Raw genomic sequence first — 18524 nt, 5'->3', positions numbered from 1 at the left:
CGCGGGACACACGCACGGAGGACGGGCGCGCGAACGGCGTCCGCGGGCCGGGCCCGCCCCGCGTCGAGCTGATCCAGAATAGTCTTCTGGTGTGACGGTCCATGAAGCCCGCCTCGGGCGCTACTACGAGGACTTCGTGGTCGGCGACGTCTACCAGCACCCGCTCGGCCGGACGATCAGCGAGGCCGACAACACCTGGTTCACGCTGCTGACGATGAACACCAACCAGAACCACTTCAACGCGCACTTCGCCGCCCGGGCTCCGGTCGGGAAGATCATCGTGAACTCGGGGTTCTCGGTGGCGGTCGTGCTCGGGTTGTCGGTCATCGACGTCAGCCAGACGGCCATGATGAACCTCGGCTGGGACGAGATCCGGCTGACCCATCCGGTCTTCGTGGGCGACACCCTGTACGCCGAGTCGATCGTGGTGGACAAGCGTGAATCGCGGTCCCGGCCGTACGCCGGCATCGTCACCTGCCGCACGCGGGGCCTGAACCAGGACGGGGACGAGGTGATGTCGTGGCGGCGCGCGGTGATGGTCTACAAGCGCGACGCGCCTCATGACAAGGGGTATTTCCCGCGTGCCAAGACCGGCCCGATGGAGGCGTAGTGGACTTCGAGCTGAACGAGGAGCAGCGGCTGTTCCGGCGCACGCTGCGGGAGTTCGTGGACAAGGAGATCGTCCCCGTCGCCTCCGAGTGGGAGCGCGCCGGGCGCTATCCGGAGGAGATCGTCCGGCGGTTCGCGCAACTGGGACTGTTCGGCATCACCGTCCCGGAGGAGTACGGCGGGCTCGACCTCGACCGGGTGTCGTTCGCCCTCGTCTTCGAGGAGATCGCCCGGGGCTGGATGGGCGTGGCCGGGATCCTCGGCTCCCACTCCCTGTCGACCTGGATGATCGCCAGATACGGCACGGACGAGCAGCGCCGCCACTACCTGCCCGACCTGGCCACCGGCGCCCGCCGCACCGGGATCGCGCTGACCGAGCCGGGCGCGGGCACCGACCTGCAGGGCATCGCCACCCGGGCGGTCCGCGACGGCGACCACTACGTCGTCACCGGGACCAAGACGTGGATCACCAACGCGCGGCACGCCGACCCGCTGCCCGTCCTGGTGAAGACCTCGATCGAGACGCCCGCCCATCGAGGGATGTCGGTGCTGCTGGTGGACGCCGGCAGCGAGGGCCTGACCGTCAGCCGCGACCTGCCCAAGCTGGGCTACAAGGGCACCGAGACGTGCGAGGTCGTCCTCGACGGCGTGCGCGTGCCGGCGTCGCGGCTGCTCGGAGGCACCGAGGGGCGCGGCATGCAGCAGGTGCTCTCCGCGCTCGAACTCGGCCGTCTCAACATCGCCGCCCGCGCGGTCGGCGTCGCGCAGTGCGCCTACGACGCGGCGCTGGGCTACGCCCGCGAACGGCACGCGTTCGGGCAGCCCATCGCCGATTTCCAGGCGATCCAGCTCAAGCTGGCCGACATGGCGACCGAGATCCAGGCGGCCAGGCTCATGACGTACTGGGCCGCTGTGCGGTCGGAGGCGGGACCGGTGCGCAGCGAGGCCGCGATGGCGAAGTACTTCGCCTCCGAGGTGGCGCTCAGGACGACGATGGAGGCGATGCGGGTCCACGGCGGCTACGGCTACTCGCAGGAGTTCGTGGTCGAGCGTCTCTATCGGGACGCGCCGCTCATGGCGATCGGGGAGGGCACCAACGACGTGCAGCGGCTGATCATCGCCAGGGCCCTCGTCGAGGGCGACGCCACGGTCGGCTGGTGACCGTGGACGGCTGCGTGTTCTGCGAGATCGCGGCGGGGGAGCGGCCCGCCCACGTGGTGCTGGACGACGAGGTCGCGGCGGCCTTCCTTGACACCCGGCCGGTGTTCAAGGGGCACGTGCTCGTCGTGCCGCGCGGGCACGTCGAGACCCTGCCGGACCTTCCGGCGGAGGAGGTCGGGCCGTTCTTCGCCCGGGTCCAGGCCGTCGCGCGGGCGGTCGAGGCGGGCGCCGGCGCGGCCGGCACGTTCGTCGCGATGAACAACCGCATCAGCCAGAGCGTGCCCCACCTGCACGTCCACGTCGTGCCGCGCAACCGCAAGGACGGCCTGCGCGGTTTCTTCTGGCCCCGGGTCAAGTACGACGGCGACGCCGAGATCGAGGACTACGCCGCCCGCATCCGCGCCGCACTGGACGAACCGATCCAGATGTGAATCTACAACGTAAAGGTGCCCCCCATGGACTTCCTCCGCACTCCCGACGAGCGCTTCGCCGGCCTCCCCGCCTTCCCCTGCGAACCCCGCTACGCCGAGGTGACCGGCGGCGCCCGGATGGCGTACGTCGAGGCGGGCCCGGCGGACGGACCGCCGGTGCTGCTGCTGCACGGGGAGCCGAGCTGGTCGTTCCTCTACCGGCACGTGATGGCCGTGCTGGCCGAGGCCGGCTGCCGGGCCGTCGCCCCCGACCTGGTCGGCTTCGGCCGGTCGGACAAGCCGTCCCGCCCGGAGGACCACACGTACGCCCGGCACGTGGAGTGGGTGCGCTCGCTCGCCTTCGACGCGCTCGACCTGCGCGGGGTGACGCTGGTCGGCCAGGACTGGGGCGGGCTGATCGGGCTGCGGCTCGTCGCCGAGCACACCGGCCGCTTCGCCAGGGTCGTCGCCGCCAACACCGGCCTGCCGACCGGCGACATCCCGATGCCCGAGGTGTGGCACCGCTTCCGGGAGGCCGTCGAGAAGGCACCCGTGCTCGACATCGCCCGATTCATCCAGTCGGGGTGCGTCACCGAACTGCCCGAGCCCGTACGGCGGGCCTACGACGCGCCATTCCCATCGGAGGAGTTCAAGGCGGGACCGCGGGCGATGCCGGGCCTGGTGCCGATCACCCCCGACGATCCGGCCGCCCCCGCCAACCGCGCGGCCTGGCAGACCCTCGTCACGCTCGACCTGCCGTTCCTCGTCGCGTTCTCCGACCGCGACCCCATCACCGGCGGGATGGCGCCGATCCTGAAGAAGTCCATGCGCGGCGCGGCCGGGCTCGACCACCCCGTCATCGCCGGCGCCGGTCACTTCCTGCAGGAGGATGCGGGGCGCGAGCTGGGCGAGGCCGTCGCCGCGTTCGTCCGTGAGACGGCTGCCCGGTAGGTCCGGCGAGCGGAGGACGGCCGCGCGGCCTCACGCGCCGGCCGTCCCGAGCCCGGTCTGCTGCAGCCCCGCCCCGGCACGCCGGTTGGTGCGCGAACAGCCGGTTTTGATTCGTGTCGGTGTGCGCAACAGGACATCAAAGCGCCGTGTCGGCTGAATGGTGACCGGATCGGCTGACGCGGCCGCCGCTCGCCGGCTGCCGGCCCGAACCACGCCCCATGTCCATCGGCAGCAGGAGGAAGCACATGAAGAACGGCGCAGGCCCTTCGCCGAGAACGGTACGAGTGGCCGCACTTGCCGGAGCGTTGCTCCTCGGTCCCGGCGCGGTCGTCGCCACGGCCTCACCCGCGATGGCCGCTGCGACGGCGGCCCCGGTCGTCACGAGTTGCAGCAATCCGAGCCGCAAGGTCGACATCGTGGACTCGCGTGGATTCCATACGTGCTTCGCCGGTACCGGTTACCTCGGATATCGGATCAACGGTGTGGCCGCGGTCAGGTCCCTCGACTGGGGCTGGATGGTGATGTACCTCCGCGGCTCGACCGACGGCTGGTACGAGGATCTCCGCGGCGACGGCAAGTGGTACTACTACCCGGCCAACCACGACATCACCCAGATCTGCGTCCACTGCTGAAACCGCGCGCACCACGGCGGAACACCGCGCTTCGGCCCGCCGGGTTCGCCCCGGCGGACCGGGCGCGTCGTCCCCCGCCCGGCTCGGGAGTAGGCTGCGGCGGCGTGGAACCGGTCGTCACCGCGCTCGTCGTCGCCGCCCTCGTCGCCGTGCCGGCGGTCGTGCTGTGGCGGGTGCTGCGCGGCAGGCGCGACCTCGGCAGCAGCCCCGCCGAGCGGGCGACGTTCGAGACGCTGCACACCGCGTCGCTGGCCGCGCCGCCGCTGCGCGCCGGGCTGACCCAGGCCGGGGCGCTCAAGGCGTCCAGGCACCTGCGCGAGCTGCTCGGCTCCCCGGCCATCGCCATCACCAACGGCGAGGAGCTGCTGGTCTACGACGGCGCGGGCGACCATCACGCGGCCGAGGCGTTCGAGCACGCCGCGGAGACGCTGAAGGACGGCCGCACCCAGGTGCTCGCGCTCGACTGCGGGCGGCCGGAGTGCCCCGTCAGGCACGCGGTCGTCGTCCCGCTCACCACCGACGACCGCGTCGTCGGCTCGCTCGCGGCGTACGGCGACCACGCCTCGGCGGGGCTCGTGCGGGCGGCGCAGGAGGTCGCGCGGTGGGTCGACTCCCAGCTGGAGCTGGCCGAGCTCGACCGCTCCCGGACGATGCTGATGGAGGCGGAGGTCCGGGCGCTGCGGGCGCAGATCTCGCCCCACTTCATCTACAACTCGCTGACCACCATCGCGTCGTTCGTCCGCACCGATCCCGAGCGGGCCAGGGAGTTGCTGCTGGAGTTCGCCGACTTCACCCGCTACTCCTTCCGGCGACACGGCGACTTCACCACGCTCGCCGAGGAACTGCGCTCGATCGACCGCTATCTCACGCTCGAGCGGGCCAGGTTCGGCGACCAGCTCCAGGTCACGCTGCGGATCGCCCCGGAGGTGCTGCCCGTGGCCGTGCCGTTCCTGTGTCTCCAGCCGCTGGTGGAGAACGCCGTACGGCACGGCCTGGAGGCCAAGCCGGGCGTGGGCCGCATCACGATCGTCGCCGAGGACGCGGGCGCGGAGTGCGGCATCACCGTCGAGGACGACGGCGTCGGCATGGACCCCGAACGGCTGCGGCGGGTGCTCGCCGGGGAGGACCGCTCGGGCGCCGGCGGCATCGGCGTGGCCAACGTGGACGAGCGGCTGCGCCAGGTCTACGGCGACGAGTACGGTCTCGTGGTGGAGACCGGCGAGGGCGCCGGCACCAAGGTCACCGTGCGGGTCCCCAAGTATCACCCCGGGGTCTCCCTCCACTGACACCGTCTCGTGACAACGGGAGGCGTTGACTTACCGACGTTCCGGTCATCACTCTCTAGGGGATCGGTCGGTGAAAGGGGTGAGCGTGAGCGGTCTGCGGGTTCTGGCGGTGGACGACGAGCAGCCCGCGCTGGAGGACGTCGCCTACCTGCTGCGCGCGGATCCCCGCATCGGCGACGTGCTCACCGCCCGAGACGGAGCCGCCGCGCTCCGGCTGCTCGACCGCGCCATCGCGGACGGCAGGCCGGTGGACGCGGTCTTCCTCGACATCCGCATGCGCGGGCTCGACGGGGTGGTGCTGGGCCGGCTGCTGACCCAGTTCACCCGCCCACCGAAGATCGTGTTCGTGACGGCGTACGAGGACCACGCGGTGGACGCCTTCGAGCTGAAGGCCGAGGACTACCTGCTCAAGCCCGTACGGCCGGAGCGGCTCGCCGAGGCGATCCGCCGGGTGTGCGGCAGCCTGGGCGAGCCGGGGGAGGGGCCGCAGGCGGACACGATCCCGGTCGAGCTGGGCGGCGTCACCCGGTTCGTGGCGAGCACGGAGGTGCGTTACGTCGAGGCGCAGGGCGACTACGCGCGGCTGCACACGGCGACCGGCAGCCACCTGGTCCGCATCCCGCTGGCGACGCTGGAGGAGCGCTGGGCGTCGGCAGGGTTCCTGCGCGTCCACCGCAGCCACCTCGTCGCGGTCAAGCACATCGACGAGCTGCACATCGACTCGGGCAAGTGCGTGGTGCGGGTGGGGGAGACCGAGATCCCGGTGAGCCGCCGCCACACCCGGGAGCTGCGCGACCTGCTCGTCCGCCGGGCCCGCAGGGGCCAGACCCGGTGAGCGGGCGGTGAGGGCACGATGACCGGCAAGCCCCGCAGAGCGGCGGCGACCGGCCCGCGCGGACAGGGCGAAGGGGCCGCGACCAGCGGGAAGCCCCGCAGGGTGGTGGTGACCAGCCCGCGCACGGCGGCGGCGCGCAGGCCACGGCATCCGCTCACCCGGGAGATCGACGAGCAGACCCGCCTCGGCGAGGTCTACATGGGCTCCCTGGTGCGGACCCAGTTCCGCCTGGCGCTGTTCGTGTGCAGCCTGCTCGCCTGCGTCGTGGGCGGGCTGCCGCTGCTGTTCCTGCTGGCCCCGGAGCTGCGCGCGGCCGAGCTGTTCGGGCTGCCGCTGCCGTGGGTCGTGCTCGCGGGGCTCATCTACCCGGCGCTCGTCGGGGGCGCCTGGCTGTACGTGCGGCAGGCCGAACGCAACGAGCGCGACTTCGCCGACCTCGTGGAGCACCGATGAGGACGGTGCCCAGGTGAGGACGGTGCTCAGATGAGGACGGCGCGCCGGTGAGCCAGATCGCCGCGGTCGTCCTGGTGATGCTGGCGACCGTCCTCATCGGCGCGTTCGGCCTCCGGGTGTCCCGCACCACGTCGGACTTCTACGTCGCCTCCCGCACGGTCTCGCCCCTGTGGAACGCCTCGGCCATCGGCGGGGAGTACCTGTCGGCGGCCTCCTTCCTCGGCATCGCGGGGCTGATCCTCACCTTCGGCGCGGACATGCTGTGGCTGCCGGTCGGCTGGACCGGCGGCTACCTCGTGCTGCTGGTGCTGGTGTCGGCGCCGCTACGGCGGTCGGGGGCCTACACGCTGCCCGACTTCGCCGAGGCGCGGCTGGAGTCGATGGCGGTGCGGCGGCTGTCGAGCGTGCTCGTCGTGCTGATCGGCTGGCTGTATCTCATGCCGCAGTTCCAGAGCGCCGGGCTGGTCTTCCGTACGATCACCGGGGCGCCGCCGTGGACGGGCAGCCTGCTGGTGGCGGTGGTGGTCGCGATCAACGTGCTGTCGGGCGGCATGCGGTCGATCACGTTCGTCCAGGCGTTCCAGTACTGGCTGAAGCTGACCGCGCTGGCGGTGCCGCTGGCGTTCATGCTGCTGGCCTGGTGGTCCGACGGAAGGCCGGGGCTCGCTCCCGGGGACGAGTGGGTGCTGCCGCTCCACGGTCGTGATCACCCCATGTACGAGACGTACTCCCTGATCCTGGCGACGTTCCTCGGGACGATGGGGCTGCCGCACGTGCTCGTCCGCTTCTACACCAACCCGGACGGGCGGGCCGCCCGCCGCACCACGCTCGTCGTGCTGACGCTGCTCGGCGCCTTCTACCTGATGCCCGCGGTGTACGGCTACCTCGGCCACGTCTACGGCATGCCGGAGAGCGACACCGTGGTCATCGCGCTGCCGGGCCGGCTGGTCGGCGGGCCGGTGGGCGACTTCCTGACCGCGCTGGTGACCGCGGGCGCGTTCGCGGCGTTCCTGTCGACGTCGTCGGGGCTGACGGTGTCGGTCGCCGGGGTGATCGCGCAGGACATCCTGCGCGGCGGGGTGCGCGCGTTCCGCGTCGCGACCGTGCTCGCGGTGCTCGTGCCGTTCGCGCTGGCGGGCGTGGCCCGGTCGCTGCCGGTGGCGACCGTGGTGGGGCTGGCGTTCGCCGTGGCCGCCTCCTCGTTCTGCCCGCTGCTGGTGCTCGGCATCTGGTGGCGCAGACTGACGACGTCGGGGGCGATCGCCGGTCTGCTGGCCGGGGGAGGGCTGGCCTGCGCGGCGGTCGTGATCACGATCACCGGCGGCCCGCACACCGGCTGGGCGGGGTCGCTGCTGGCGCAGCCGGCCGCCTGGACGGTGCCCGTGTCGTTCACGGTCATGGCGGTGGTGTCGCTGCTGACGCCGTCGCGGGTGCCGCGCGGTGTGGCGCGCACGATGGTCCGCCTGCACACGCCGGAGACGCTGAACGTCGACCGGGGCGACTGGCGTCCGCGCTTCATGTAGACCCGCGCCTCATGTGGACCCGCGCTTTATGCAGCCCGCGCCTCATGTAGCCCGCGCGTCAGGTCGGCCCGGCGCCACGCTACGGCCGTGTTTCATGTAACGCGTGCGTGACCGCTCGGCGCGTGCAACCGACCATTCGTCGCACGGATGCGCCATGTGAACGAGCGGGCGGTACGGCTGGGCGACTCGGCGGTCCCCGGGACTCGTCGCCGGACACGGCGCACTCCTACGTTGAAGTGATCCAGATCACTGCCGAAGGAGATCTTGTGACCGTCCAGCACGATCCATCGGTCTATGAACGTATACAGGCGGGTGAGCAGTTCCAGGAGCTGCGCCGCCGCTACCGGTCCTGGGCCTTCCCCATGACCATCGCCTTCCTGGTGTGGTACCTGCTCTACGTGGTGCTTTCCGGCTTCGCCCGGGACTTCATGGGCGCCAAGTTGTTCGGCAACATCAACGTCGCCCTCGTCTTCGGTGTGCTGCAGTTCGTGTCGACGTTCCTGATCGCGTGGGCGTACTCGCGGCACGCGGCGGCCAAGCTCGACCCGATCGCCGACGAGCTGCGCGGCGAGGCCGAGAGCCGCGATGAGGTCGGGGAGGGCGCCAAGTGAGTCACGAGACGCTGTCCACGATCCTTTTCGTGATCTTCGTTGCCGGTACGCTCGCCATCACGTTCTGGGCCAGCCGCAACACCAAGACAGCCTCCGACTACTACGCCGGGGGCCGGTCGTTCAGCGGCCTGCAGAACGGTCTGGCGATCGGCGGCGACTACATGTCGGCCGCGTCGTTCCTCGGCATCGCCGGCATCATCGCGCTGTCGGGCTACGACGGCTTCCTCTACTCGATCGGCTTCCTCGTCGCCTGGCTGGTGGCGCTGCTGCTCGTCGCCGAGCTCATGCGCAACTCCGGCAAGTACACGATGGCCGACGTGCTGGCGTTCCGGATGTCGCCGCGCCCGGTCCGTACGGCGGCCGGCGTCTCCACGATCGTCGTGAGCATCTTCTACCTGCTCGCGCAGATGGTCGGCGCGGGCGCGCTCGTCGGCCTGCTGCTCGGCGTCCACTCCGAGGCGGGCAAGATCTGGACGATCATCGCGGTCGGCCTGCTGATGATCATCTATGTCGTGTTCGGCGGCATGAAGGGCACCACCTGGGTGCAGATCGTCAAGGCCGTCATGCTGATGGTCGGCGCGGCGCTGATCACCCTCTTCGTGCTCGGCAAGTTCGGCTTCAACCTGTCCGGGCTGCTCGGCGACGCCGCCGCCCAGAGCGGCAAGGGCGAGGCATTCCTCAACTCGGGCCTCAAGTACGGCACCGAGGCCCAGGGCGTCTGGGGCAAGATCGACCTGATCAGCCTCGGCCTGGCCCTGGTGCTCGGCACGGCGGGCCTGCCGCACGTCCTCATCCGCTTCTACACGGTGCCCACCGCCAGGGACGCCCGCAAGTCGGTCTTGTGGGGCATCGGCATCATCGGCGTGTTCTACCTGCTGACGCTGGTGCTCGGCTTCGGCGCCGCGGCCCTGGTGGGTTCGAAGACGATCGCCGAGGCCGACAAGGCCGGCAACACCGCGGCCCCGCTGCTCGCCCAGAAGGTGGGCCAGGACCTCTTCGGCGACGTCGGCGGCACGGTCCTGCTGGCGGTCATCGCGGCGGTCGCGTTCGCCACGATCCTCGCGGTCGTCGCGGGCCTGACCCTCGCGTCCTCCTCCAGCTTCGCCCACGACCTGTACGCGCACGTGTTCAAGCGGGGCGGCGCCACCGAGCGCCAGGAGGTCGTGGTCGCCCGGATCGCCGCGTTCGTGATCGGCGCGGTCGCGATCGCGCTGAGCATCTTCGCCCAGTCGCTCAACGTGGCCTTCCTCGTCTCGCTGGCCTTCGCGGTCGCCGCGTCGGGCAACCTCCCGGCGATCCTCTACAGCCTGTTCTGGAAGAGGTTCAACACGGCGGGCGCGGTCTCGGCCATCTACGGCGGCCTGATCTCCGCCGTGGTGCTGGTGATCTTCTCGCCGGTCGTCTCGGGCGCGGCGACGGCGATGTTCCCCGACGCCGACTTCCACCTGATCCCGCTGTCGAACCCGGGCATCTTCTCGATCCCGATCGGCTTCCTGTGCGGCTACCTCGGCACGATCCTGAGCAAGGAGTACAACAGCGCGAAGTACGCCGAGATCGAGGTCCGCTCGCTCACCGGCCTCGGGGCCGAGAAGGCCACGAGCCACTGACACCGGTTTCCCGGCCACACGTCGCCGGCCCGCGGCGCCGCCTCCCACCGCCGCCGAGGGCCGGCGACTCCCATGCGCCCGGCCGCGAGCTCCCCACCCACCGCGGGGGCTCGCGGCCGGGCGTATGCCTGCCCTGTCCCTCGCGTCATGGTGTTGGGGCACCCACTCTGGTTATGGTTCGGTCCGTGGACAGCCCTCTCCAGACCGCCAAGGCGTGGTCACGCTCGCGGAGAAGGAAGCAGCCGCCCGAGGGCGACGCCCGCACCCGCATCCTCGACGCCGCCGAGGAACTGTTCGCGGGAGGCGGCTACGAGGCCACGCCGACCGCGCGCATCGCCGAACTCGCCGGCGTGCCCAAAGGCCTGGTCTTCCACTACTTCCCCCGCAAGATCGACGTGCTGGTCTCGCTGGTGGACGAGCGCACCGTGGTGATCGAGGAGGAGGTGGAGGCGGTCCCCGGCGACGCGGCCGGCGCGCTGTCGCGGCTCGCCCGCAGGCTGCCGCTGCACGCGTCCCCCGCGATGCGGCGCATCCTGTTCCGGGAGGCCGACACCCACCTGTCCGTACGGGAGCGCCTGGGCCGCCTGAACACCGAGATCATCCGACGGGCCAGGTTCGCCCTGGAGCTCGCCCTGCCGGGCGGGCGGGGTGACGCCGCCCGGCTGGAGGCCGCCGCCGCGACCTTCGCCGCGGTCCTGCTGTACCAGGAGAGCATCTGCCTGCTCACCGGCCATCACATCGACCCCGACGCGGTCGCCGAGCTGATCGCGGGCGCCCTGCGCTGACGTGGCTCGTGCTCCTCCCGGGGCGGTGTGAGAGGAGCGTCGCCGTGCGGGGCCGGGTCGTCCGGGGAGTCGTCGAGCAGGGCCAGGAGCTCGTCCATCGCCTCGCGCAGGTGGCCGATCATGCTCCGGACATCGGGCAGCCGGGACGGGCAGGCGACGATGCCGAAGTCCAGCCGCCCGTCGTACGACGCGCAGGTGATGCTGATCCCCCCGGTGGCGTCGGTGACCACCGACAGCGGGTGGTAGGCGAGCATCCGGGCGCCGCACAGGTACAACGGCAGGCGGGGGCCCGGCACGTTCGACACGATGAGGTTGACGCCCGCCCCCGCGACGCCCGCGAGGCGGAACACCATCGGCGTGGCCAGCGCCGCGAAGGCGCTCGGCACCATCGCGCACACGTCGTCCAGCCAGGTGCGATGGGAGACGGCGAAGCGCCGCTTGGCGGCGGCCAGCGCCGAGCGCACGGACGCCAGGCGTTCCCCGGGGGAGGCGACGTCCGTGGCCAGCGGCGTGATCATCGCCGAGATCCGGTTGCCGACCCGCCCGTCCGCGGCGTCCGGGGACGGCCCGCCCGCACCCGCCGACGGTCGAGAGCGCAACGCCACCGGCACGGCGGCCACCAGCGGCCGGTCGGGCAGCGCGTCGTGGGCGAGCAGCCAGCGCCGCAACGCCGAGGCGCACAGCGTCATCACCACGTCGTTCGGGCCCATGCCGAAGGCCCTGGCGACCCTCCTGACCTCCGCCAGCGGCACGGAACCGAGGGCGACCTCACGCTCCCCGGAGATCGGGCCGTTGAACGGCGTGCGCGGCGCGACCAGCGGCGGCGTCTCGGGCAGCGGGCGCGCGTCTCCCGCGAGCGCGCGGGCGGCCTGGGCCACGAGCCGGGCGTCGGGCAGCGCCGCCACCACCGGGATCGCGTCCAGGTCGGCGGCGGTGCGGGCGAGCGAGCACAGCGCTTCCACGGGCTGGACGATCGACCGGGTGATCGCGCCGGCGAGCATCGCGAGCAGCCCGGGCACCTGCGGCGACGCAAGCGCCGGGGGCACCGGGGGCGCCTCCACCCGGCGCGGCTGCGGCGACGGGTCGAGCAGCGCGGTCAGGATCTCCGAACCCGACACGCCGTCGATCGCGCAGTGGTGCACCTTCGTGTAGAGGGCGCAGCGGCCGCCCTCCAGGCCGTGGATGAGGTGCGCCTCCCACAGCGGCCGCGCGCGGTCGAGCCGCCGCGCGTGGACCCCCGCCACGTACGCCGCCAGTTCCCGCTCCCCACCGGGCGCGGGGAGCGTGGTCTCGTGCACGTGCGCGTCGAGGTCCACGTCCGGGTCGTCCAGCCAGTACGGCCGGTCGAGCCCGAAGGGCACGTCGGCCAGCCGCATGCGCAGCGGCGGGGCGAGGTGCAGCCGTTCGCGCAGCAGGGCGAGCAGCGCCTCCCTGGTCAGGGCGCCGGAGGGCGAGGTCGACGGGTCGAGTATGGCGACGCCCGCCACATGGGTCGCGGTCGTCGCCGACTCCACGCTCAGGAACTGCGCGTCGAGTGCCGTCAACTGGCGCATCTCGTCATCCTCCCGCTCACGCCGCCCGATCCGCACAGGCGCCCGGCCGGTCCCGCCGACGGGCCCACCACCGGGGTGCACTGCCCCTGCGCCGCGCGCCCGCACACCTGGGGTCGCACGTCGGAGGCCGCACACCGAGGTCCCCACACCGAGGTCCCCACACCGGGGTCCCCACGGAGGTCCCGGACGGAGGTCCGCACACCCCGCGGCGGTCCCTGGCGCACGATAATCACCCGCCTGCGCACCGTGACCATCATCGCCGCGCCGGGTTACCGCCGCATTTCTCCCACGTGCCGCCGGGGGATGTTCAGGAGCGTCCGTGACTCGCCGAAGACGAACGTGGCCGCGATCCGACGCGTGGTCGTGGCCGAGGCGTGGTCGCGGTCCGATGCGGCTCGGGCGATCGATCCGGCCCGCGGGTCAGGGCTTGCGCGCGACTCCCCCGTAGCACGCCACCTCGCGGGGCTCGCCCCACGGGTTGTCCTCCGCCCGCCAGTGCGACACCGAGACGATGCCCGGTTCGAGCAGGTCCAGGCCGGTGAAGTAGCCCTCGATCTGCTCGGGGCTGCGCGGCGTGTAAGGGGCGGCGCCGCTGCCCGCGTTGTAGCCGCCCAGCGCCTTGACGTACGCCGGGTCGGTGTCGGAGCCGTCGTAGAGCGCGAGATAGCTGCCGGAGGGCAGGGCCTCCAGCAGTCGGCGCACGATGTCGCGCGCCTCGTCGTAGTCCGCGACCAGGCCGAGGATGCCCATCAGCATGAGCGCGGTCGGCTGTGCGAAGTCGAGCGTTCTGGCCGCCTCCCGCAGGATGCGGCCGGGGTCGCGCACGTCGGCCTCGATGTAGTCGGTCGCCCCCTCGGGGGTGCTGGTCAGCAGCGCCTGGGCGTGCACCAGCACCAGGGGGTCGTTGTCGACGTAGACGATCCGGGACGCCGGGGCCAGCCGCTGGGCGACCTCGTGGGTGTTGTCGACGGTGGGCAGGCCCGTGCCGATGTCGAGGAACTGGCGGATTCCCGCCTCGCCGGCGAGATAGCCGACGGTGCGCACGAGCATCTGCCGCGACTGGCGGGCGATGTCCACCATTCCGGGGAAGACGCCGCGGATGCGTTCCCCGGCCTCTCTGTCGACCGGGTAGTGGTCCTTGCCCCCCAGGAAGTAGTTCCAGACGCGAGCCGAGTGCGGCACGCTGCTGTCGATCCTGCGGACGCCGGGGTCGTCGGTGGAAGGAGTGTCGCTCATGGGGGCCTCGGATCGGTCGGAACGGAGAGACGACCGCACCCGCGTCAGTGACCTCCGCTGGGTGCTGGCAGATCGCGCGTGGCGCCCATCCTTTCCGATCAAGCTCCGGCACGCAACCACCCGGGTCGCGCGGAAAGTGCGGTGACGGCCGCGTTCGCCCCGATAGCATCCCGTCACCGGGGACGCCGGCGTACGGCCGGCACGACGAGGCCCATAGCGGGGAGGACAGAGATGATCTCGGCTCGACCGGAGGCCGCGACTCTTCCGGACGGACGGCCGGTTCAGCCGCGGGGCGGGCCGACGGTGGTGCGCATGATGCTCGGCGCCCAGCTGCGCCGGCTCCGCGAGGCCAGGAACATCAGCCGCGAGCAGGCCGGGCACGCCATCCGTGCCTCCACGTCGAAGATCTGCCGGCTGGAGCTGGGCCGCACCCCCTTCAAACGACGCGACGTGGCCGACCTGCTCACGCTGTACGGCGTGGTCGACAGCGGGGAACGGGAGACGATGCTGGCGCTCGCCGAGCAGGCGGGCACCCCCGGCTGGTGGCACCAGTACGGCGACCTGCTGCCCGGCTGGTTCGAGGTGTACGTCGGGCTGGAGGAGGCGGCGGCCACGATCCGCACGTACGAGGTCCAGTTCGTGCACAGCCTGCTGCAGACCGAGGACTACGCGCGGGCGGCGATCCGGCTGCGGCATCGCGGGACGCCGGAGTCCGACGTCGACCGCCGCGTCGGTCTGCGCATGCGTCGTCAGCGGCTCCTGGACCAGGCCGACGGGCCCCGTGTGTGGTCGGTGGTGGACGAGTCGGCGCTGCGCCGTCCTCTGGGCGGGCGGGCCGTGCACCGCCGCCAGATCGAGCACCTGATCGAGGCCGCCGCGCGTCCGGACGTCACCCTGCAGATCCTGCCCTTCCGGGCCGGGGGCCACCCCGCCGTGGGCGGCCCCTTCACCATCCTGCGGTTCGCCGAGCCCGACCTGCCCGACGTCGTCTATCTCGAACAGCTCAGCAGCGCGCTGTACCTCGACAAGCAGGAGGACGTGGACGACTACACCGCCGTGATGAACGACCTCAGCGTGCAGGCCGAGTCGGCCCGCGACACCGTGACCATGCTGCGCGCGATGCTCCAGGAACTGTAGGGACAGGAACTGTAGGGGCAGGAGCTTTAGGGACAGGAGCTTTAGGGACAGGAGCTTTAGGGACAGGGACCGGTGGAACTCGGGTGTGCTGTGAGGGGTCAGGCCCTGCCCAGGTGGGCCAGTAGGCGGTCGAGGGGCCAGGTGTTCACCACGTCGTCCGGGGTGAGCCAGGCCCGCTGGGCGATGCCCACGCCGAACCTCTGGTGGGCCAGATGCGGCACGGCGTGGGAGTCACTGTCGACGGAGAACTTCACGCCGTGGTGGCGCGCGAGCCGTACGAGGTCGGAGGGCAGGTCGGCCCGGTCGGGGTAGGAGTCGATCTCCATGATCGTGCCGGTTCTGGCGGCGGCGCGGAACACCGCGTCCCAGTCCGCGTCCACCGGCGGCCGCTTGCCGATCTTGCGCGTCGTGGGGTGGCCGATCACGTGGACGTGCGGGTTCTCGCACGCCGCGATGAAACGGCGGGTCATCTCCTCCCGCGACTGGGTGAAGTGCGAGTGCACGGACGCGACGCAGACGTCGAACCCGGCCAGCACCTCGGCCGGCCAGTCCACGGAGCCGTCCGGGGCGATGTTCAACTCGCTGCCGTGCAGCAGCCGCATGTCCGGATATCTCGCCTGCAACTCGGCGATGCGGCCACGCTGGGCGAGGGCCTTGTCGAGGGTCATCCGCTGCATGACCAGGTCGGGCGCGTGGTCGGTCACGGCGTAGTAGGAGTAGCCGCGCATCGCGGCGGCGGCCACCATGTCCTCCAGTGAGGCGATGCCGTCGGTGAGGTCGGTGTGGGTGTGCAGGTCGCCCCGCAGGTCGTGCAGCTCGACCAGACGCGGCAGCTCGCCCCGCAGCGCGGCCTCCACCTCGCCGCCGTCCTCGCGCAGCGCCGGGTGCACCCACGCCATGCCGAGCGCCTGGTAGATCTCCTCCTCGGTCTCCGACGCGATGAGGCGCTCGCCGTCGAACAGCCCGTACTCCGACAGCTTCCAGCCCTTCTTGACCGCCATCTCCCGGATGCGGACGTTGTGCTCCTTGCTGCCGGTGAAGTAGATCATCGCAGCGCCCCACGACTCGGCGGGAACGAGCCGCAGGTCGACCTGGAGGCCGCGGTCGGTCCTGACCGAGGTCTTCCGCTCGCCCTTCGCGACGATCTCGGTGACGTACGGCTGCCGCGCGAACAGCTCCATCAGGCCGGGATCGCCGACGGCGAGGATGTCGATGTCGCCGATCGTCTCGCTCATCCGCCGCAGCGACCCGGCGAAGGCGATCCGGTCGGCCGGCAGCGAGGCGATGACCCGCTCCGCGAGATCCGTCGCGACGCCGAGGTGGACCCGGTCGCCCGACCGCTCCATGTGCTCGATGCCCTTGAGCAGGTTCTCCTCGGTCTTGGCGCCGAAGCCGCGCAGGCCCTTCAGGCGGCCGTCCCGGATCGCGCCGGCCAGAGCGGCGGGGGAGTCGATGCCGAGCTCCTGGAAGAGGAACAGCGCCTTCTTCGGGCCGAGCGAGGGGATCCGGGTCAGCCTGCGCACCCCCTCGGGCACCTTGCCCCGCAGGTCGTCGAGCTGGCGGAAGCTGCCGCGTTCGAGGAACTCCTCGACCTTCTTGGCGATCGCCTCGCCCACCCCCGGGATCGACCGGACGTCGGTCTCTCCGAGGTCTCCGGGGAATCCCGCGATCGACTTGGCCGCCTTCTGGTAGCTGCGCACCCGGAAGGCGTCCCCGCCGTTCAGCGCGAAAAGCTCGGCGTACTCCTGCAGCGCCGCGGCTGCCTCGTCATTGGCCCGTCCCATGCGTTCAGGGTAGGAGAAGCGGGAGCGCACGTTCGAACGAACGGATCCAGTACGGCCAGGTGTGGGTGCCGTTTCCGTAGAAATCGGTCGTCACCTTCACCCCGGCCCTCTCCGCGGCCCCGGCGAAGTTCCGGTTCTGCCGCATGATCGCGGCCTCGGTCTGATCGACCGGTCCTTCCCCGCGGTCCAGCGGGCCCGGCTCGCCGTTGCCGGAGGACGCGTAGAGGCGCACGCCCTTCAGCCGCCCGGCCAGGTCGGCGGGGTTGTGCTCCGGCCACGCGCTCGGGTCGCCCCACAGATCCTCGGTGTCCACGCCGTTGTCCGCCATGAACGCCCGATATCCGGCGACGTCGTCGCGCGTGTCGAGCACCCCGGAGAACGACGCCGCGGCCTCGAACACGCCCGGATGCCGGGCCGCGTAGACGAACGCGCCGAGGCCACCCATCGAGAAACCGGCGACCGCGCGGCGCGTGCCGACGCCGTACCGCGGCTCGACCAGGCGCGGCACCTCGGTCATGTGGAACGTCTCCCAGCCGGGGCCGTCGCGCCAGTCGGCGTACCAGCCCATCGAACCACCCTCGGGGACGATGACGACGGCGTCGAGGCGGGCGGTCAGCCGAGCCACCTCGCCCGTCCTGAGCCAGTCCCAGCCGCCGCCGGCGCAGCAGCCGTGCAGCAGGTACAGCGCGCGCCAGCCGGTGGAGCCCGGTTTCCAGGCCGGGGGCTTCAGCACCCACACCGAGCGCCGGTCGCCCGTGGCCGGGGAGTCGATCACGAGCTTGTCCGTCCGCTCGTCCACGGTCTCCTGCGAGACGACCGTGGCCGAACCCGGAGGGCGGACGGGCGGCGGCGCCGCGGACTCCGCGGCGCTCTGGCAGCCGGTCACCGTGACGACGAGGACGAGCCACGCCAAAATCTTCTTCACATAGAGCTGACTGTCATATCGATCACACGCCGTCAACAGTCGAGAAGGGCTTCGCGTAGACGAAGGGCCCGCGCGGCGGCGGGACCCGTCGCTCGAACACCCGCACCTGGAAGTGCTCGCCCCACGCCGGGTCCGGCGCCGTCACGCCGTGCGTCTCCGCGTGCTCGAAGCCGAAGCGCGAGTAGTACGCGGGGTCGCCGAGCAGTGCGACCAGCGGCGCGCCGAGCGCCTCGGCCGCCCCGAGCGCGGCGTGCACGAGCGCCGAGCCGACGCCCCGCCGCTGGTGATCGGGGTGCACGGACAGCGGGCCGAGCCCGAGCACGGGCACGGCGCCCACATGGGCCCTCGTGCAGACGACGTGACCCGCGATCCCGCCGCCCGGCGCCTTTGCCGGTGCCGGTGCCGGTGCCGGCGCGACGAGCGACAGCTCCGGCAGCCAGCCGGGGTCGGCGCGCAGCGCGTCGAGCAACGTCACCTCGGCCGGCAGCCCGTCCGGGCGGCCGGGGGTGCGGGCCGCCTGGTACGGCGCGAAGGCGAGGGCGACGACCGCGCGGACGGCCTCCACGTCGCCGGGGTTCTCCCGTCGGATCAGCATCCGCTCAGCCTCTCGCCTGCCCCCGCCACCGGCAAGGGATTAACGGGCCGAGCCGGCGGCCGGACGCGGGTGCGGGGAGCGGCGATGCGCTCCCGGCAGCAGCGTCCGACGGATGTCGGTGGTGGAATCAGCCGCGAATCAGGAGAAAAGTGCCATATTGCCCGCTCGGGCTGTTATTTGTGCTTTATGCGGGAATTGGCGGGACAAAGGAGTTCGCGGGAGCCAGGCCGGCCTACCAGCCGGTCCGTGGCTGAGCGATGACAGGCCGCCCGACTTGACCCGAATCCTGGTAGGCGAATACCGTCTCTCCGAAAATTACATTGAATATCGAGAAAGTTTCGATGGCGGTTCGCGGGTGGTGATGACCGTCGTGCCGGTCATCCGGCCGCCCACGTGTCCTCGTGTCGATGAGAGACGACGGTAAGGAGCAC

General features: G+C 71.7%; 18 protein-coding genes. 13 read left to right on the top strand and 5 right to left on the bottom strand.

Features of this window, described 5'->3' with window-relative positions; genetic code table 11:
• Positions 1-91 precede the first annotated feature (91 nt).
• From BXA11_RS06850 to BXA11_RS06795, 12 genes are all read left to right on the top strand, one after another.
• Entirely contained in the window at positions 92-610 is a 519-nt protein-coding gene (locus tag BXA11_RS06850) for a MaoC family dehydratase (RefSeq protein ID WP_076433655.1), read from the top strand.
• Positions 610-1770 (top strand): acyl-CoA dehydrogenase family protein, encoded by a 1161-nt coding sequence (locus BXA11_RS06845; RefSeq protein ID WP_030505223.1) that lies wholly within the window; start codon positions 610-612, stop codon positions 1768-1770. The genes BXA11_RS06850 and BXA11_RS06845 overlap by 1 nt, the downstream gene beginning before the upstream one ends.
• The gene (locus BXA11_RS06840) at positions 1767-2201 is read left to right on the top strand and encodes an HIT family protein (protein ID WP_308441028.1); all 435 of its coding nucleotides are present in this window, start codon (positions 1767-1769) and stop codon (positions 2199-2201) included. The genes BXA11_RS06845 and BXA11_RS06840 overlap by 4 nt, the downstream gene beginning before the upstream one ends.
• 24 nt (positions 2202-2225) lie before the next feature.
• The gene (locus BXA11_RS06835) at positions 2226-3131 is read left to right on the top strand and encodes a haloalkane dehalogenase (protein WP_076433653.1); all 906 of its coding nucleotides are present in this window, start codon (positions 2226-2228) and stop codon (positions 3129-3131) included.
• Positions 3132-3415: 284 nt separating this feature from the next.
• A complete protein-coding gene (locus tag BXA11_RS06830) occupies positions 3416-3763 on the top strand; it encodes an SH3 domain-containing protein (RefSeq protein ID WP_076433651.1) in 348 nt (115 codons plus the stop codon).
• 104 nt (positions 3764-3867) lie between these two features.
• Positions 3868-5049: a sensor histidine kinase gene (locus BXA11_RS06825; protein ID WP_030505219.1), complete on the top strand. Its 1182-nt coding sequence runs from the start codon at positions 3868-3870 to the stop codon at positions 5047-5049.
• Positions 5050-5134: 85 nt separating this feature from the next.
• Complete coding sequence (locus BXA11_RS06820) at positions 5135-5884, top strand: LytR/AlgR family response regulator transcription factor (protein WP_030505218.1); 750 nt, start codon at positions 5135-5137, stop codon at positions 5882-5884.
• Between the two features lie 18 nt (positions 5885-5902).
• Positions 5903-6337, top strand: coding sequence for a DUF485 domain-containing protein (locus BXA11_RS06815; RefSeq protein WP_083744018.1), 435 nt, complete (start codon positions 5903-5905; stop codon positions 6335-6337).
• 47 nt (positions 6338-6384) lie between these two features.
• Complete coding sequence (locus BXA11_RS06810; RefSeq protein ID WP_239104909.1) at positions 6385-7860, top strand: sodium/solute symporter; 1476 nt, start codon at positions 6385-6387, stop codon at positions 7858-7860.
• 266 nt (positions 7861-8126) lie between these two features.
• A complete protein-coding gene (locus BXA11_RS06805; protein ID WP_083744017.1) occupies positions 8127-8471 on the top strand; it encodes a DUF485 domain-containing protein in 345 nt (114 codons plus the stop codon).
• The gene (locus BXA11_RS06800) at positions 8468-10078 is read left to right on the top strand and encodes a solute symporter family protein (protein ID WP_076433649.1); all 1611 of its coding nucleotides are present in this window, start codon (positions 8468-8470) and stop codon (positions 10076-10078) included. The genes BXA11_RS06805 and BXA11_RS06800 overlap by 4 nt, the downstream gene beginning before the upstream one ends.
• A gap of 185 nt (positions 10079-10263) precedes the next feature.
• Positions 10264-10863 carry a TetR/AcrR family transcriptional regulator gene (locus BXA11_RS06795; RefSeq protein ID WP_036404413.1) on the top strand — a complete coding sequence of 200 codons (600 nt, stop codon included), beginning with the start codon at positions 10264-10266 and terminating at the stop codon, positions 10861-10863.
• Here BXA11_RS06795 and BXA11_RS06790 read toward each other — a convergent pair.
• Together BXA11_RS06790 and BXA11_RS06785 are read right to left on the bottom strand one after the other, a co-directional pair.
• The gene (locus tag BXA11_RS06790; protein WP_083744015.1) at positions 10812-12416 is read right to left on the bottom strand and encodes a wax ester/triacylglycerol synthase family O-acyltransferase; all 1605 of its coding nucleotides are present in this window, start codon (positions 12414-12416) and stop codon (positions 10812-10814) included. The two genes, BXA11_RS06795 and BXA11_RS06790, sit on opposite strands and share 52 nt — an antisense overlap.
• 420 nt (positions 12417-12836) lie before the next feature.
• The gene (locus tag BXA11_RS06785; RefSeq protein ID WP_076433647.1) at positions 12837-13652 is read right to left on the bottom strand and encodes an SAM-dependent methyltransferase; all 816 of its coding nucleotides are present in this window, start codon (positions 13650-13652) and stop codon (positions 12837-12839) included.
• A 231-nt stretch (positions 13653-13883) separates the two neighbouring features.
• On the opposite strand from BXA11_RS06785, the gene BXA11_RS06780 reads away from it, so the two are divergent.
• Positions 13884-14789, top strand: a complete 906-nt coding sequence (locus BXA11_RS06780) for a helix-turn-helix domain-containing protein (protein ID WP_030505210.1) — start codon at positions 13884-13886, stop codon at positions 14787-14789.
• A 98-nt stretch (positions 14790-14887) separates the two neighbouring features.
• Here the strand turns inward: BXA11_RS06780 and polX are convergent, their stop codons facing one another.
• From polX to BXA11_RS06765, 3 genes are read right to left on the bottom strand one after another with little or no spacing between them, the layout of a single operon-like run.
• A complete protein-coding gene (polX, locus tag BXA11_RS06775; protein ID WP_076433645.1) occupies positions 14888-16573 on the bottom strand; it encodes a DNA polymerase/3'-5' exonuclease PolX in 1686 nt (561 codons plus the stop codon).
• Positions 16574-16577: 4 nt separating this feature from the next.
• The gene (locus BXA11_RS06770; RefSeq protein ID WP_076433643.1) at positions 16578-17498 is read right to left on the bottom strand and encodes an alpha/beta hydrolase; all 921 of its coding nucleotides are present in this window, start codon (positions 17496-17498) and stop codon (positions 16578-16580) included.
• Positions 17499-17520: 22 nt separating this feature from the next.
• Positions 17521-18093, bottom strand: a complete 573-nt coding sequence (locus BXA11_RS06765; RefSeq protein WP_076433641.1) for a GNAT family N-acetyltransferase — start codon at positions 18091-18093, stop codon at positions 17521-17523.
• Between the last annotated feature and the right edge of the window lie 431 nt (positions 18094-18524).

This window comes from Microbispora rosea (genome assembly GCF_900156315.1).
Lineage (GTDB): Bacteria > Actinomycetota > Actinomycetes > Streptosporangiales > Streptosporangiaceae > Microbispora > Microbispora rosea.
This window is presented reverse-complemented; position numbering and strand designations above follow the sequence as displayed.